Source organism: Streptomyces sp. NPDC052020 (genome assembly GCF_040680575.1).
In the GTDB taxonomy this organism is placed as follows: Bacteria; Actinomycetota; Actinomycetes; order Streptomycetales; family Streptomycetaceae; genus Streptomyces.
Window position 1 is genome coordinate 1 of record NZ_JBFAWY010000067.1, and the last position, 14,856, is coordinate 14,856.

At 73.0% G+C, this 14,856-nt stretch carries 12 protein-coding genes; 1 reads left to right on the forward strand and 11 read right to left on the reverse strand.

All coding sequences use genetic code 11. The features are described 5' to 3' along the window. The 11 genes from AB0L74_RS34155 to AB0L74_RS34205 form a co-directional block, all read right to left on the reverse strand. A partial coding sequence (locus AB0L74_RS34155; RefSeq protein ID WP_365661284.1) for a beta-ketoacyl synthase N-terminal-like domain-containing protein occupies positions 1 to 2,590 on the reverse strand: 2,590 nt, incomplete at its 3' end. A gap of 79 nt (positions 2,591 to 2,669) precedes the next feature. Continuing rightward, positions 2,670 to 3,959 carry a methylaspartate mutase gene (locus AB0L74_RS34160; RefSeq protein ID WP_365661311.1) on the reverse strand — a complete coding sequence of 430 codons (1,290 nt, stop codon included), beginning with the start codon at positions 3,957 to 3,959 and terminating at the stop codon, positions 2,670 to 2,672. Positions 3,960 to 4,030: 71 nt separating this feature from the next. After that, a complete protein-coding gene (locus AB0L74_RS34165; protein ID WP_365661287.1) occupies positions 4,031 to 4,534 on the reverse strand; it encodes a methylaspartate mutase in 504 nt (167 codons plus the stop codon). Continuing rightward, complete coding sequence (locus AB0L74_RS34170; protein ID WP_365661290.1) at positions 4,531 to 5,814, reverse strand: type III PLP-dependent enzyme; 1,284 nt, start codon at positions 5,812 to 5,814, stop codon at positions 4,531 to 4,533. The genes AB0L74_RS34165 and AB0L74_RS34170 overlap by 4 nt, the downstream gene beginning before the upstream one ends. Beyond that, on the reverse strand, positions 5,811 to 7,325 hold the full coding sequence (locus AB0L74_RS34175; protein WP_365661314.1) for an AMP-binding protein: 1,515 nt from the start codon (positions 7,323 to 7,325) through the stop codon (positions 5,811 to 5,813). Before AB0L74_RS34175 ends, AB0L74_RS34170 begins: the two co-directional genes overlap by 4 nt. A 49-nt stretch (positions 7,326 to 7,374) precedes the next feature. Then, a complete protein-coding gene (locus AB0L74_RS34180) occupies positions 7,375 to 9,024 on the reverse strand; it encodes an AMP-binding protein (RefSeq protein ID WP_365661317.1) in 1,650 nt (549 codons plus the stop codon). Between the two features lie 66 nt (positions 9,025 to 9,090). Next, positions 9,091 to 9,342 carry a phosphopantetheine-binding protein gene (locus tag AB0L74_RS34185; RefSeq protein WP_365661293.1) on the reverse strand — a complete coding sequence of 84 codons (252 nt, stop codon included), beginning with the start codon at positions 9,340 to 9,342 and terminating at the stop codon, positions 9,091 to 9,093. Between the two features lie 42 nt (positions 9,343 to 9,384). Beyond that, entirely contained in the window at positions 9,385 to 10,332 is a 948-nt protein-coding gene (locus AB0L74_RS34190; protein WP_365661296.1) for an ACP S-malonyltransferase, read from the reverse strand. 3 nt (positions 10,333 to 10,335) lie between these two features. Then, positions 10,336 to 10,560 carry a ferredoxin gene (locus tag AB0L74_RS34195; protein WP_365661298.1) on the reverse strand — a complete coding sequence of 75 codons (225 nt, stop codon included), beginning with the start codon at positions 10,558 to 10,560 and terminating at the stop codon, positions 10,336 to 10,338. Beyond that, positions 10,557 to 11,762 (reverse strand): cytochrome P450, encoded by a 1,206-nt coding sequence (locus tag AB0L74_RS34200; protein WP_365661301.1) that lies wholly within the window; start codon positions 11,760 to 11,762, stop codon positions 10,557 to 10,559. Before AB0L74_RS34200 ends, AB0L74_RS34195 begins: the two co-directional genes overlap by 4 nt. Before the next feature lie 20 nt (positions 11,763 to 11,782). Next, positions 11,783 to 12,706 (reverse strand): proline iminopeptidase-family hydrolase, encoded by a 924-nt coding sequence (locus AB0L74_RS34205; protein ID WP_365661305.1) that lies wholly within the window; start codon positions 12,704 to 12,706, stop codon positions 11,783 to 11,785. A gap of 347 nt (positions 12,707 to 13,053) precedes the next feature. On the opposite strand from AB0L74_RS34205, the gene AB0L74_RS34210 reads away from it, so the two are divergent. Further along, positions 13,054 to 14,856, forward strand: a 1,803-nt coding sequence (locus tag AB0L74_RS34210) for a type I polyketide synthase (RefSeq protein ID WP_365661308.1), incomplete at its 3' end; no start/stop codon positions are given.

Below are 14,856 nucleotides of genomic sequence, written 5' to 3' on the forward strand. Positions count from 1 at the left end.
AGGCGTGGGAGACCTTCAGCCGGGAGGTCTTGCCGCCCTGTGCCTTCACCGCCGCCACGACCGCCTCCACCGAGGCGGCGGCGCCCGAGACCACGTGGGAGCGGGGGCCGTTGACGGCGGCGACGGCGGCGTCGTCCACCCCGTCCAGCAGGGCGCGCACCTCGTCCTCGGTGGCCTGCACGGCGGCCATGACACCGCCGTCCGGCAGGGCCTGCATGAGCCGGCCGCGTGCGGCGACGAGTGCCGCCGCGTCGGCGAGGGAGAGCACCCCGGCCGCGCAGGCGGCGCCGATCTCGCCGATGGAGTGTCCGGCGAGCACGTCGGGGTGCACGCCCCAGGATTCGACCAGGCGGAAGAGGGCGACCTCGACGGCGAAGAGGGCGGGCTGGGCGTACTCGGTGCGGTCCAGCAGCGCCGCCTCCGCCGTGCCCTCCGCCGCGAAGAGTACGTCCTTGAGGGGGATGTCGAGCTGGAGGTCGAGGTGTCCGCACACCTCGTCCAGGGCCTGCGCGAACACCGGGAACGCCTCGGCGAGTTCGGCGCCCATGCCGAGACGCTGAGATCCCTGGCCGGTGAACAGGAACGCCAGCCGGCCGCCCGCCACCCGGCCCCGGACGGACCCCGGGGCCTCGCCTCCCCCGGCCAGGGCACGCAGCCCCGCGAGCAGCTCCTCGCGGCCGGCGGCCGGGAGCACCGCGCGGTGGTCGAGCTCGGCCCTGGTGGTCGCGAGCGCCACGGCCACGTCCTGGGGGTGCGGGGCGGCACCGGACTCCAGCACCTCCAGCACGCCGCGCGCCTGCGCCGTGAGCGCCTCCTCGGTGCGGGCGCTGAGCACCAGCGGTACCGTGGGGGCCTCGGCGTCCGGGCGGGCCGGGAGCTCCTCGGCCGCGGGCGGCTCCTCGATGATGACGTGCGCGTTGGTCCCGCTGATGCCGAACGCGGAGACGCCCGCGCGGCGCGGCCTGCCCTCCGGGGTGTCCCAGGGCCTGGCCTCGGTGAGCAGTTCCACCCGGCCCGCCGACCAGTCGACGTGCGGGGTCGGGGCGTTCACGTGCAGGGTCTTGGGCAGCGTGCCGTGCCGCATGGCGAGCACCATCTTGATCACACTGGCCGCGCCGCCGGCGGCCTGGGTGTGCCCCAGGTTGGACTTGGCCGAGCCGAGCCACAGCGGCCGGTCGGCGGGGCGCTCCTGCCCGTAGGTGGCGAGGATGGCCTGCGCCTCGATCGGGTCGCCGAGCTTGGTGCCGGTGCCGTGCGCGTCGACCGCGTCGACGTCGGCCGGGCGCAGCCCCGCGTCGGCCAGCGCCTGAAGGATCAGCCGCTGCTGGGACGGGCCGTTGGGCGCCGTGAGGCCGTTGCTCGCGCCGTCCTGGTTGACGGCGGAGCCGCGCACCACCGCGAGTACCCGGTGGCCGTTGCGCCGGGCGTCGGAGAGGCGCTCCATGACGAAGACACCGGCGCCCTCCGCGAAGCCGGTGCCGTCCGCCGCCTCGGAGAACGCCTTGCAGCGGCCGTCGGCCGCGAGCCCGCGCTGCCTGCTGAACGCCGTGAACATGCCGGGGCTGCCCATCACGGCCACGCCGCCGACCAGGGCGAGCGAGCACTCGCCGTTGCGCAGCGCCTGGGCCGCCAGGTGCAGGGAGACGATGGAGCCCGAGCAGGCGGTGTCCACCGTCACGGCCGGCCCCTCCAGGCCGAGGGTGTACGAGACGCGGCCGGACGCCACGCTCGGCGCGTTGCCGGTCATCAGATAGCCGTCCAGGCCCAGGGGGGCCTGGTGGACCCGGGTGCCGTACTCGTGCACCTCGGCGCCGAAGAACACCCCGGTGCGACTGCCGCGCAGCGAGGCCGGGTTGATGCCCGCGCGCTCCAGGGCCTCCCAGGACGTCTCCAGGACGAGCCGCTGCTGCGGGTCCATCGCCAGCGCCTCACGCGGGCTGATCTTGAAGAAGTCGGCGTCGAACTCGGTCGCCCGCTCCAGGAAGCCGCCCTTGTCGACGTAGGACTTGCCCGGCTGGTCGGGGTCGGGGTCGAACATGCCGGGGACGTCCCAGCCGCGGTCGGTGGGGAAGTCGCCGAGCACTTCGCGGCCCTCGGCCATCAGCTCCCAGAACGCCTCGGGCGAGTCGACGCCGCCGGGGTAGTGGCAGCCGATGCCGATGATGGCGATCGGGTCGTCGTCGTCGCGCACCGTGCGCGGGATGGTGACGGCGACCGGCTCGGGCGCGATGCCGAGGGCCCTGCCGCGCACATAGCGGCTCAGCAGGACCGGGGTGGGGTGGTCGTAGACCACGGTGATCGGCAGGCCGACGCCGGTGGCCGCGACGAGACGGGCGTGCAGGTCCACCGACGACAGCGAGTCGAAGCCCAGCTCCAGGAACGGGCGCGCGGTGTCGACCGTGTCCCCGGTGTCGGGGCGGGCCCGGCGCAGCGCGGCGACGGTCTGCTCGTGCACGATCTCCAGGACCGCGCGCTCCTGCTCGGCCGGGGTCAGCCCGGTCAGCCGCTCGGCCAGAGCGGACTGTGGCGTCTCGGGCGCGTTCCCCGGCTCGCCACCGGACTCGGAAGGAACGTTCTCGGGCTCGGTCATTCGGTGCACTCCAAAAGAGATTCCGGGGCGAGGAACACGGCGGAGACGGCCGGCCGGAGCCGGGCGGTCCCGGCGGGCGTCAGGACGGCGGGCGGTCCCCGTACAGGAACGGCCGGTCGTGGCCGCGCTGCACGTAGGAGAGGGAGTCGAGCAGGTCGGAGGAGGTGACGGGGCGGGTCCTGCGGCCACCGGCGAGGCCCGCGATGGGCAGCGACCCGGTGTCGGCCCAGCGCAGCCAGCCGTCCTCGTCGATGTAGCTGCGGCAGCGGCCGGCGTTGTCCGGGTGCAGGCAGTACGGGATGTCCAGGTAGCCGCGCTTGAACGCGAGCAGCAGCGCGCTGCCCAGGTCCGAGTGGCTGTTCAGCACCGCGTCGACGAGCGCGCGCGCCTCGGCGTACGTCTGCGAGTCCCGGGCGGCCTCCCGCGCCGGCCGGACTTCGGCGGGGGAGGCGGCGTCCGCGGCGGTGCGGGCCACCCGGCCGGCGTGTTCGAGCGCGGTGACGTTCTCCGCGATCGTGGGGATACGGCGGGACTCGGCGACCGTCTTCACGATCAGCCGCTCGGAGCCGGTGTCCACCGCCAGCTCGGCGGCCTGCCCGAGCAGCCGGAGGCAGCCCTCGGGCGTGGTGGGGTAGACCCCCATGTAGGCGTAGATCACCACGTGCCAGTCCGCGTCCGGCAGCAGCTCCGCGCAGAGCCGGCGCAGCGCGAACACCGCCTCGCGGTCCTGCGCGCCGCTGGTCTGCTGGGCATAGCTGACGGATATGTCGCCGATGCCGAGACAATGGAAGAACAGCGCTTCGAGGACGCTGACGGCGACCAGCATGCTGGGCGGGCAGAGCTGGCCCAGCATGCAGCCGCCGAAGGTCTCCAGATGCGGCCGGGCACCCCACGCGCGCGACTCCGCGAGCAGGGCGGTGCTCCGCTCCCAGTTCCGCAGCGACTCGTCGAGGGGCGTGCGGCCGTACGGCAGGCAGTACGAGACCGGGCCGCCCTCGGTGGCGCTGAGCCCGGCCCGCATCAGGGCGGCGAAGATGTCGAACGGCGCCGCCGAGCCGTGCCGCACCTGGACGGGGAAGTCGTCGGCGTGGATGCCGCTCAGCACCGAGCGGGTGGTGTCCACGCCGTGGCTGACGATGGGGAAGCCGTTGATGCCGATGCCCTCGCGCAGCGCGGTCTCCACGGCGGCGAGATCCCCCACCCTGGTGAAACTGTCCAGGGTGAGCGTGCCCACGGTGGTGGCGTCCGCGCCCCGGGTGGCGAGCAGGCCCTCGCGCATCACCCCGGGGTCGCCGAAGCCCATGCGGGGCTGCACGACGAGCCGTCCGGCGCGGGCCGAACGGCGCACGAACGCGCCGAAGTCCCCCACCAGGGGGCCGGGCCCGCCGGTGCGCGCCGGGGCCGGCGCGTCCTCCCGCGGTGCCGCGGCGAAGCGATCACTCACGACAGCTCTCTCCGGGGTATGCCGCCGATGAAACGCCGGAAGGCGGCGATCTCCCGCGCGCCGTCCTCGAAGACGCCGTCGAAGCCCGCGGCGACCAGCTCCGCCGCGTGCCCGCCGTCCTCGCCGCCCGTGATGCCGAGCTTGCCGCCGATCACCGCGGGCAGGGCCCTGAGCCGGTCCTCCGTGCGCAGTTTCCCGATCAGACGCAGCCCGTCCTGGTGTCCGTGCCCGTTGACGCTGCTGAGCACGAGCATGGCGGGCACGCGCTCCAGGCACTCCTGGATCAGCAGGTCGTCGGGCACGCACGGGCCCAGGTTGACCACGTCGTAGCCGTGTTCCTCGATCAGCAGCTGGAGGAAGACCAGGTTCCAGGTGTGCGCGTCGGACGCCAGGCCGGCCACCAGGACGGTCTCCCGGCGGCGCGTCGCCTCGGCGGCGTCCCGGGGGCGCACGGTGCCCCTCTCCTGGTCCGCCCACGCCGATCCCGCGGGAAGCGTCATGCCCGCCCCCCACCGAGCGGGGCCCGGCCGTCCAGCGGCGGCACCTCGGCCCTGCCGTGCTCGATGCGGGTCGCGGACACCACCTCGCCGCCGCGCACCAGCACCTCGACGGGCGCGGGGCGGCCCAGGAACATCAGCAGGCTCGCGGTGGGCCCGTACGCGCCCGCGTTGGGGATGGTGAGGACATCGCCGACGCGCAGGCCCGGCAGGTCCACCTGCCGCCCGAGCACATCGCCCGGCGTGCACAGCGGCCCCACCAGGGCGGCGCTCAGGCCGGTGCCGTCCGCGATCTGCGCGGCCTGCTCCGGCCCCTCCGGCTGCACCGCCACCGGCAGCAGCCGGCCGAGCCCCGACATGCCGCCGAAGGTGTTGATCCCGGCGTCCAGGATGACGAACGTACGGCCGCGGCTCTCCTTGATGTTGACGACCCGGGTCAGCAGCACCCCGCTGTCGCCCACCAGGTAGCGGCCGGACTCGCAGGCGAAGTGCACCCCGCCCCGCCGCCACCGCGGGAACGTCTCGTCGAGGGCGTCCTCCAGACGCTCGCGCAGCTTCTCGTAGACCGGGCGCTCGCCGGGCACCGCGTACGGCGCCGCGAACCCGCCGCCGATGTCCACGAACCGCAGCGGCAGCCCGTGCTCGCTCTCCAGGCGCGCCGCCACCGCCAGCGTGTTGCGGAACTCGCCGACCAGGCTGTCCTCGTCCGAGGCGTTGCTCAGCGGGAAGAAGTGCGCGCCCGCGAGCCGGGTGCCGGCCACCGTCCGCAACCGGGGCAGTACCTCGCCCAGCGTCTCCGCGTCGATGCCGAACTGCGAGGGCCTGCCGGTCATCCGGATGCTGGTGGTGGCGCTGGCCGAGGCGCTGTTGATCCGCAGCAGGCAGTCGGCCTCCACGCCCAGCGCCACCGCGGCCGCGCCCACGTGCTCCAGGTCCGTCGGCGACTCCACGGAGAACAGCCGCACCCCGGCGGCGAGGGCGTCGCGCAGCTCGCCGTCGGTCTTGCCGGGCCCCGTGTACAGCATCCCGGCCGGGTCGAAACCGGCCTCCAGGGCGGCCGCCAGCTCCCCGACCGAGCTGATCTCGGCGCGGCACACGCGCCCGTCGCCGCTCGCCAGCACCCGCAGCACCTCGGGGTGCGGGTTGGCCTTGACGGCGCTGAAGAGGCTGAAGGGTTCGGGCAGGGCGTCCAGCAGGTCCTGCCGTGCCGCCGCGACCCGGTCCAGGTCGTACACGTACAGCGGGGTGCCGTACCGCGCGGCCAGTTCGGTGTACCGGGTCACTTCTCGCTCCCGTCGAGCAGCTCGGCGAGCTGCTTCTTCTCGCTCTTGCCGTGCAGGGTCAGGGGGAACTCGCCGAGCACGCGGCAGACCGCGGGCACCTTCTGGGGTTCGAGACGGGCCGCCAGCTCCCGCAGGACCACCGGCGGGGCCAGTTCCGACTCCACGAACAGCGCCAGGTCGTGCCGCTCGGTGGGCGGCAGCGCCGCGGCCTGGCGCACCCCGGGGATGTCCATGGCGGCGGACTCGATCTCGATGGTGCTCATGCGGATGCCCTTGCGCTTGAACATGTCGTCGCGGCGGCCCTGGAAGTACAGGTAGCCGTCCTCGTCGCGGCGGCCGTAGTCGCCGGTGTGCAGGCGCAGTTCGCCGGTGGGCGCGTGGCGGCGGAAGGCGCGGGCGCTCACCTCGGGGTTGCGCCAGTAGCCGGGCATGACGTGCGGGCCGACGACGACGATCTCGCCGGAGTCGCCCACGGGCACCGGCTCCCCGTCCTCGCCCAGGATGAGCACCCGGGTGCCGGGCAGCGGCAGACCGACCGAGTCGGGCCGCTCGCGGTCCTCCTCCGGCGGCATGATGGAGACGCGCTTGCACTCGGTCTGGCCGAACTGCCGCACCACCCGCACCCCGGGGAACGCCTCGCGCAGCGTGTCGATCGTCGACTGGGGCAGCGCGGCACCGGTGTTGGTGAACATCCGCACCCGCGGCGCGGGCCCCTCGAAGCGGCGCGTCAACGTGGCGATCATGGTGGCGAGCGACGGCACGATGGGCACGATCGTCGCCCCGCTGTCCCGGATGGCGGTCAGCAGCCGCAGATCGGACTCGTCGTCGGCGAGCCTGATCTCGCTGCGGCCGACCGCGCACATCAGCACCTTGTACAGGCCGTAGTCCCAGGACATCGGGAAGCGGCAGAACACCACGTCGTCGGGCCGGTAGCCGAGCACCTCGACCATGGCGCGGGTGGCGAAGGTGATCTGCGCGTGCGGGCAGATCACCGCCTTCGGCGCCGCGGTGCTGCCGGAGGTGTAGACGAGGACCGCCGGCACGTCGGGCGCCACGTCGACGGTCGAGCCGGGGCGCGGACCCCGCGCGGCGGTCTTCTCCACCTCGCTCCACACCCCGCCGAACGGATGCACCGGCACGCCGGTGATGCCCTCGAACGACCCCTGCCGCCCCTCGGCGCAGACGACGAGCGCCGGCTCCGCGTTCTCCAGCACCGAACGCAGGTGGAACTCCTTCATGTTCGGGTTGAGCGGCACGAACACGACCCCGCGCCGGGACGCCCCGTAGAACAGGGCGGTCAGTTCCCGGTTGGTGGGGAGCTGGACGACCAGCCGGTCACCCGGGCCGAGGCCCTGTGCCGCGAGCCAGTCGGCGAAGGCGCGGCTGTACTCGTCGAGACGGGCGTAGCTCCACCGCCCGCCGGCGTCGCTGACCGCCACCGAGGACGGCGCGGACGCCACCGCCTCGTCCAGCAGGTGGTGGACCAGGCCGCCATGACTGTGGCCGGGCACGGGGTCCCCGTGCGTCGTGCCGGAGGTGCTGTCCAACGCTGGTCTCCTGTCAGTTCGTCGGCGTGCTGCCGCCGCCGGTGGTCTCGCTGGTGCCGCCGGCGCCCTCGCCGGCGGTGCTGCCGCGGGCGGCGCCCAGCCGTTCGGCGGCGCGCGCCCGCAACGCGCCGCGGTCGGTCTTGCGGTTGGAGTTGAGCGGGAACTCGTCCAGGTGCCAGTAGTGCCGCGGCGTCATGCCCATCGGCAGCACCTCGCGGAGCTGCCGGGCGAAGGCGGCGGCGGGCACCTCGCGGCCGGTGTAGAACACGACGAGTTCGGTGCCCGACGCACCGGCCACGTCGACCGTGACCGCCTCCGTGACGCCCGGGCAGCCGCGCAGCGCGTGGTCGACCTCCGGCAGCTCCACACGCCAGCCGGCGATCTGCACCTGGGAGTCGAGCCGCCCCAGGTAGGCCAGTTCACCGCTGTCGCCGATCCTGCGGACCCGGTCGCCGGTGCGGTACCAGGTGCGCGCGTCGTACTCCAGGAACCGGCCCGCGTCGTCCGCGGCGTCCAGGTAGCCGCGGGTCGTCTGCGGCCCCGTCACGCACAGTTCGCCCTCGTCCGCCGCGGGACGGCCGTCCGCGCCGAGCAGGAGGTGGTCGTGGCCCGCGTTGACGTGGCCGATCGGCACCACGCCGTTGACCGCGATCCGGGCGGAGTGCCCCTCCCAGCGGTGCGCGGCGATGGTGATCGTCAGCTCGGTGGGCCCGTACAGGTTCTCCAGCGCCGAGCCGGCCGCGGCCGTCTGCCAGTCCGACGCGTCCTTGCAGGTGAGCGCCTCACCCGCGAAGAAGCTCCAGCGCAGCCCGGGCAGCGAGCCCGGGGCGAGCCCGCCGAGGCGGCGCACCAGCGGGATCGCGCTGGGCGTGGAGAACCACACCGTCATCCGGTTCTCGGCCGCGAACGCCGGCAGGTCCCGGTACGCGCCGGGCGGCACCCACAGGGCGGTGGCCCCGGCGCCCCAGGCGCAGAACAGGTCGAACATGGCGCAGTCGAAGTTGAGGTCGAACGTCTGGGAGAAGACGTCGTCCGGGGTGAAGTCGTACCGTTCGTCCTGGAGCCGGAAGTAGTGCGCCGCGCTGCCGTGGCTGATCGGCACCCCCTTGGGCCGGCCCGTGGACCCCGACGTGAACAGCACGTACGCCGTGTCCGCCGCCCGCACCGGGCGCGGTGCGACGAGGGCGCCCGCGGCCCCGGGCACGATCCGCTCCACCCCCGGACGCGTGCCGGACGGGCAGCCGGGCGCGAGGACGGGCAGCGGCCCGTCACCCGGGTCCAGCGGCGCCTCGCCGTCGGGGCCCGGCGCCATCAGCTCGGGCAGCCGCGCCCAGCCCGCGGCGTCCGCGATGACCGCGGACACCTGCGCGGAGCGCAGCATGCGCCGCGTCCGCGCCGGAGGGAAGCCCGGCTGCAACGGCACCACCGTGGCGCCCGCGTACAGACCGGCGAGGATGCCGACGTACGCGTCGATCCCCTTCGCCGCCAGCACCGCCACGGTGCCGGGCGGCTTGCGCACCGCCCGCAGCAGCGCACCGGCCCAGACCAGTGCCCGCTCGTGTGCCTGCTCGTAGGTGACCGACTCGGTTCCGACCCGCACCGCGTCACCCCGCGGCGCGAGGCCGACTCCGCGCACAAAGCGCTCGTGCAGCGCCAATCCCATGGCTGAGTCCACCGCTCCTCCTTCGATGCCCACCGCTCGTCGCTCCCGGCCCCGGGGGACGCGGGCTCAGGCGGCCTGTTCCGTGAGGAGTCCGGACAGCACCTTCCACAGCACGCCGGGGGTCTCGAACGTCTCCTTGCCGAGCGCGTCGTCCCGGAAGCGGACGTCGTACTCGTTCTCCAGGGCGGCGAGCAGCTCGACGATGCCGAGCGAGTCGAGCCCCAGGTCGCGCAGCCCGGCGTCCTCGGCGAGCGGTTCGTCGGCGCCCAGGAACGGCAGGAAACCGCGCAGCAGGTCCTCGAACTTCGTGTCCCACATGGTGAGTTGCCTTTCGGAAGAGGTGAGCGGGGGCGGAGGTGGTCAGGGGCGGGCCGGACGCGGCCGCGGCTGGAGCGCGAAGCGCGGGGTGACCGGCACGACCTCGAAGCTGGCCGTCGTGCGCGGCACCCGGCCGAAGAGCCGGTCGTGTCCCGCCACGCACACGGTGCCGACGCCGGCCCCGCGCAGCGCGTCGACGACGGCGGGCCACCGCATCGGGAGCACACAGCTGTCCAGCAGCATGGTGCGCACCCCCTCACCGGTGGTGATCAGCGAACCGTCCTGGTCCGAGACGACCGGCACACGCGGCGTCGCGTAGCCGAGCGCCCCGAAGACCTCCTCCTCGGCGCGCTCGCGCAGCCCCCCGAACAGCGAGCAGTGCATGGGGGGCCGCATCGAGTACAGCGGCATGCCGCCCAGCGAGCGCAGCCGGGGTTCGAGCGTGGCGAGGTTGTGCTCGCGCAGCGTCAGCATGAAGAAGTCGTCGTCGACATAGCTGGAGATCTCGTACGTCTCCTCGCGCGCGTCGAGTTCCGCGAGCACCTCGCGCAACCTCTCCTCGGTCACCCGGACGAACGAGAGGGTGACCAGGTCCTTGAACTCGGTGCTGAAGTAGTCGTCGAGCAGCCGGGCGAACCGGGCCGTGGCCAGGACGGCTTCGGGGAAGTCCAGCGCGCCGCAGTAGGCCGCCGCGGGCTTCTCGCCGAAGCTCGGCCCGGCGCACAGCGTGGCCTCGATGCCCAGGGTGTGCTCCGCCCACCGCGCCAGCGCCAGGGAGTTAAGCATGAAGGCGACCTGGGCGTACTCGCTGTAGTCGCCCTCGGTCTGCCGGTAGCGGTCGACGAGCGAGTACCCCAGCACCTTGTCGGCCTCGGCGACCAGCTTCCGTGCGAAGGGGTTGATGACCATGAACCTGCCGACCTCCGAGAAGGGGGTCGGCCCCATGCCCGGGAAGATCATCGCGGTTCCGGTGCGGGCTTCGGTGGTCATGGCCTACTCCTCGGGGGCGAGCAGCGCGCCGGTGCCGGCGTCGCGCACCGTGATGGCGGACACCGGGCAGGTCTCCGCGGCGTCGAGCACCGCGTCGTCCGGCTCGGTGGTCGGCACCCGCGGCGAGGACTTGCCCGCCTTCAGCTCGAAGAGGCCCGGGGCGTAGTTGGCGCAGACCGAGGCGCCGATGCAGGCCGTCCTGTCGACGGCGACGGACCAGCCGCTCACCAGACCACTCGCAGGCTCTTCGCGCCCCGCACCAGCATTCCCTGCTTCCACACGACGCCGTCGGCGCCGTCGGCGAAGTCCAGGGTGGGGAAGCGCTCGATGAGCACGCTCAGCACGCTCTGCAGCTCCATCCGGGCGAGCTGCGCGCCCAGGCAGTGGTGCGGGCCGTGACCGAAGCCGATGTGCGGGTTGTGCTCGCGGGTCAGGTCCAGCTCCTCGGGGTTCTCGAAGATGTCGGGGTCCCGGTTGGCGGAGGCAACCGCGCCCAGCACCGGCTCCCCCTTCTTCACCGTCACCTCGCCGAACCGCACGTCCTCCAGGGCGTACCGGGCGAACATCGCCGAGTAGTTCAGCGGAATCCAGCGCACCAGCTCCTCGACCGCCCGCGGCACCAGCTGCGGGTTCTCGCAGAGCAGTTCCCACTGGTCGCGATGGGTCAGCAGGGCGTAGAGGAAGTTGGGTATCTGCGAGGCGGTGGTCTCGGTGCCGGTGATGAGCAGCCCACCGGTCACGCTCATGACCAGTTCCTGCTCGCTGAGCCGGTCGCCGTCCTCGTCGCGGGTCTTCACCAGCGCGCCGAGCAGGTCGTCGGTGGGGTTGCTGCGCCGCTCCGCGACCAGCGAGCCGATGTAGGCGAACAGCTCGTTGGCGTTGCTCTCGATCTCCTCGTACGGCAGCGCCGTCGTGGACACCATCGCCTCCGACCAGCCGCGCAGCTTCGCGCGGTCCGCCTCCGGCACGCCCAGCATCTCCGAGATGACGGTCACCGGCACGGTGATGGCGAAGTCGTCGACCATCTCGAACGGGCCGCCGTGCTCGGCCATGGTGTCGGCGAGGCCCTCCACGATCCGCCGGGTGTCGGAGCGCATCAGCTCCACCCGGCGGGCCGTGAACGCCTTGGCGACCAGCTTCCGCAGCCGCGCGTGGTCCGGCCCGTCCATGCCGACCAGGCCGTCGTCGAGGTTCTCGATGGCGTGCGTGCGCGGCTGGTCGCGCGTCCTGGCCATGGCCCGGCTGAACCGCGGGTCGGCGAGCACCGTGCGCACGTCGTGGTAGCGCGTGGCCAGCCAGGCAGGTTCACCGATCGGGAACTGCACCCGGCTCAGCGGCTCCTCCGCCCGCAGCTTGGCGTACATCGGGTGGAGTTCGAGCCGGTCCGGTTCGCTGAACGGATAAGCGCGAACCTCGCGTGTGACGGTCACCGCGTGCCCCTTCTTCTGGATCAACGAGTGTGCTTGTTCTCTGCGTTCTGTATTTCGCGGAGAAATTCGATCAGTACCGGAAAGAATCGTTCCGGCTCTTCGAGATGCGGCATGTGGCTGGAGTTCTCGAAGATTTCCCAGCGGACCGTCGCGATGCCGTCGAAGTATGGTTGCACGGTGGCCGGAGTGGCCTCGTCGTGGCGCCCGCTCAACAGCAGCGTGGGAACGTCGATGCGCGCAAGGACGTCTTCGACGGACCAGTTCTTCAGGCTGCCGATGACATGGAATTCATTGGGCCCGTTCATGGCGTGGTAGACGGTCGGATCGTCATTGATCTCCATGAACGTGGCCAGGTAGTCCCGCGGCCACGGAAGGACGCGGCACACATGCCGGTCGTAGAAGACGCGCATGGCCGCGAAGTACTCCTCGGTGTCCGTGGTGCCGGCGGCCTCGTGCCGCACCAGCGTCGCCTGCACGTCCGCCGGCAGCCGCTCCCTGAGGACCTTCATCTCCTGGAGCCACAGCGGCATCGACGCCGGCGAGTTGGCGATCACCAGGCCCCGCAGCCCCGCCGGGCGGTCCCCGGCGTGGGAGGCGGCCAGCATCCCGCCCCAGGACTGCCCGAACAGGATGTAGTCGTTCCGGATTTCCAGGTGCTCGAGCAGGTTCTCCAGCTCGTTCCGGAAGAGCTCCACGGTCCAGAAATCCGTGCCCCGGTCCGGGAGCCGGGTCGAGCCGCCGTTGCCCAACTGGTCGTAGTGGACGACCGGCCAGCCGGCGTCCGCGAGCGCCGTCATGTTCAGCAGGTAGTCGTGCGTGCTTCCGGGGCCGCCGTGCAGGACGACGACGGGCGGCAGCCCGCAGCGCAGATCGCCGGTGACGCGGTACCAGGTCCCGTAATCACCGAAAGGGGCGGTTCCCTTAACAGACGGTGTCGACGACATGCTCCCCCAGCCCGGTGCCGATGTTTTGCAGTTTGGATGCAGGGAACGCTATAGCAGCGTGTGCCGCCGGGCAGACCCCTAGCAGCCCCTACGAGCCCTTAGCCGGCCGGGTTCCGGGTCTCCTCCGAAAGAGGTCCGCGGCGCGTGATGATGAAGCCGGGACCGCTCCATTGTTAATCCCGTGTTACATCCCCGGGCAATCCGCGGCGGCTCCCGCGCGTCCCCGTAGGGGCAGCCGGACCCGCGGCACCGGTAGGGGGAGCTAGGGGGGTCTATGGGTGGTCGGCGGCTCCGGGCTCCCCGTAGCGTTCGGAGGGACATTCCGAGCGGGTTCAGGGGGTTCCTGGGTGGAAAGCGAGAAAAAGCTTCTCGACTACCTCAAGCGAGCGACGGCTGACCTTCGGGAAGCGCGTCGCCAATTGCGCGAGGCCGAGCGCAGGGACCATGAACCCATCGCGATCGTCGGCATGAGCTGCCGCTATCCCGGCGGGATCACGTCCCCCGACGAGCTGTGGCGACTGCTGGCGGCGGGCCGGGACGGCATCGGTGAATTCCCCGCCGAACGCGGCTGGGACATCGGGCAGTTGTACGACCCGGATCCCGACCAGCCGGGAAAGACGTACGCCCGCGAGGGCGGCTTCCTCCGCGACGCCACCGCGTTCGACGCCGAGTTCTTCGGCATCGGCCCCCGCGAGGCGCTGGCGATGGACCCGCAGCAGCGCCTTCTGCTGGAGGCGTCCTGGGAGGCCCTGGAGCGGGCCGGGCTCGACCCGCACGCCCTGCGCGGCAGCCGCACCGGCGTTTTCGCCGGCGTCATGTACCACGACTACGCCTCGCGCCTGACCACCATCCCCGACGAGGTGGACGGCTACCTAGGCAACGGCAACTCCGGCAGCGTGGTCTCCGGCCGTGTCTCGTACACCCTCGGCCTGGAGGGCCCGGCGGTGACGGTGGACACGGCGTGCTCGTCGTCGCTGGTGGCGCTGCACTGGGCGATCCAGGCGCTGCGGAACGGCGAGTGCTCGCTCGCCCTCGCCGGCGGAGTCACCGTCATGTCGGTGCCCGACACCTTCACCGAGTTCAGCAGGCAGCGCGGGCTCGCCGCCGACGGCCGCTGCAAGGCCTTCGCCGAGGCCGCGGACGGCACCGGCTGGGGCGAGGGCGTCGGCGTGCTGGTGGTCGAGCGCCTGTCGGACGCCCAGCGCAACGGCCACCGGATCCTCGCGGTGGTCCGCGGCTCGGCCGTCAACCAGGACGGCGCCAGCAGCAGCCTCACCGCGCCCAACGGCCCCTCCCAGCAGCGGGTCATCCGTGCCGCGCTGGCGGACGCGGGGCTGCGGCCCGGTGACGTGGACGCCGTCGAGGCGCACGGCACCGGCACCGTGCTCGGCGACCCGATCGAGGCGCAGGCCCTGCTGGCCACCTACGGCCAGGACCGGCCCGAGGACGGCCCCCTGTGGCTCGGCTCCGTCAAGTCGAACCTGGGCCACACCCAGGCCGCCGCGGGTGTCGCCGGCATCATCAAGATGGTCATGGCCATGCGGCACGGGGTGCTCCCGCGGACCCTGCACGTGGACGAGCCGTCGAAGAAGGTCGACTGGTCGGCGGGCCGGGTCGAGCTGCTGACCGAGGCCAGGCCGTGGGAGAGCGAGCGGCCCAGGCGCGCGGGCGTGTCCTCGTTCGGCATCAGCGGCACCAACGCCCACGTCATCATCGAAGAGGCCCCCCGGTCCGAGGAACTCCCCGCGCGCCCCGAGGCCGCGCGCCCGACGCGCCCCCTGGTACTGAGCGCCCGTACGGCCGACGCGCTGAAGGCGCAGGCCCAGGCCCTGGTGGAGCTGCTGGAGGGCGAGGACGCACCCGACCCGCTGGACGTGGCCGTGGCACTCGCCACCACCCGGGCGCGGTTCGAGCGCCGTGCGGTGGCTGCCGGCCCGGGCCGCGACGACCTGCTCGCCGGACTGCGCGCGATCGCGGCGGGCGGGAACGCGGCGGGCGTCGTCCAGGGAACCGTCACCGAGGGCCGGCTGGCGTTCCTCTTCACCGGCCAGGGGACCCAGCGCGTCGGCATGGGCGCCGGACTCGCCGCCGCCTACCCCGTCTTCGCGCAGGCCCTGGACGAGGTGTGCGCGCACCTCGACCCGCTGCTG

Bases quoted from the DNA above. Each gene is read 5' to 3' on its own strand.
- AB0L74_RS34165 (WP_365661287.1), bottom strand. From the start codon at position 4,534: ATGACGCTTCCCGCGGGATCGGCGTGGGCGGACCAGGAGAGGGGCACC.
- AB0L74_RS34180 (WP_365661317.1), bottom strand. From the start codon at position 9,024: ATGGGATTGGCGCTGCACGAGCGCTTTGTGCGCGGAGTCGGCCTCGCG.
- AB0L74_RS34185 (WP_365661293.1), bottom strand. From the start codon at position 9,342: ATGTGGGACACGAAGTTCGAGGACCTGCTGCGCGGTTTCCTGCCGTTC.
- AB0L74_RS34190 (WP_365661296.1), bottom strand. From the start codon at position 10,332: ATGACCACCGAAGCCCGCACCGGAACCGCGATGATCTTCCCGGGCATG.
- AB0L74_RS34205 (WP_365661305.1), bottom strand. From the start codon at position 12,706: ATGTCGTCGACACCGTCTGTTAAGGGAACCGCCCCTTTCGGTGATTAC.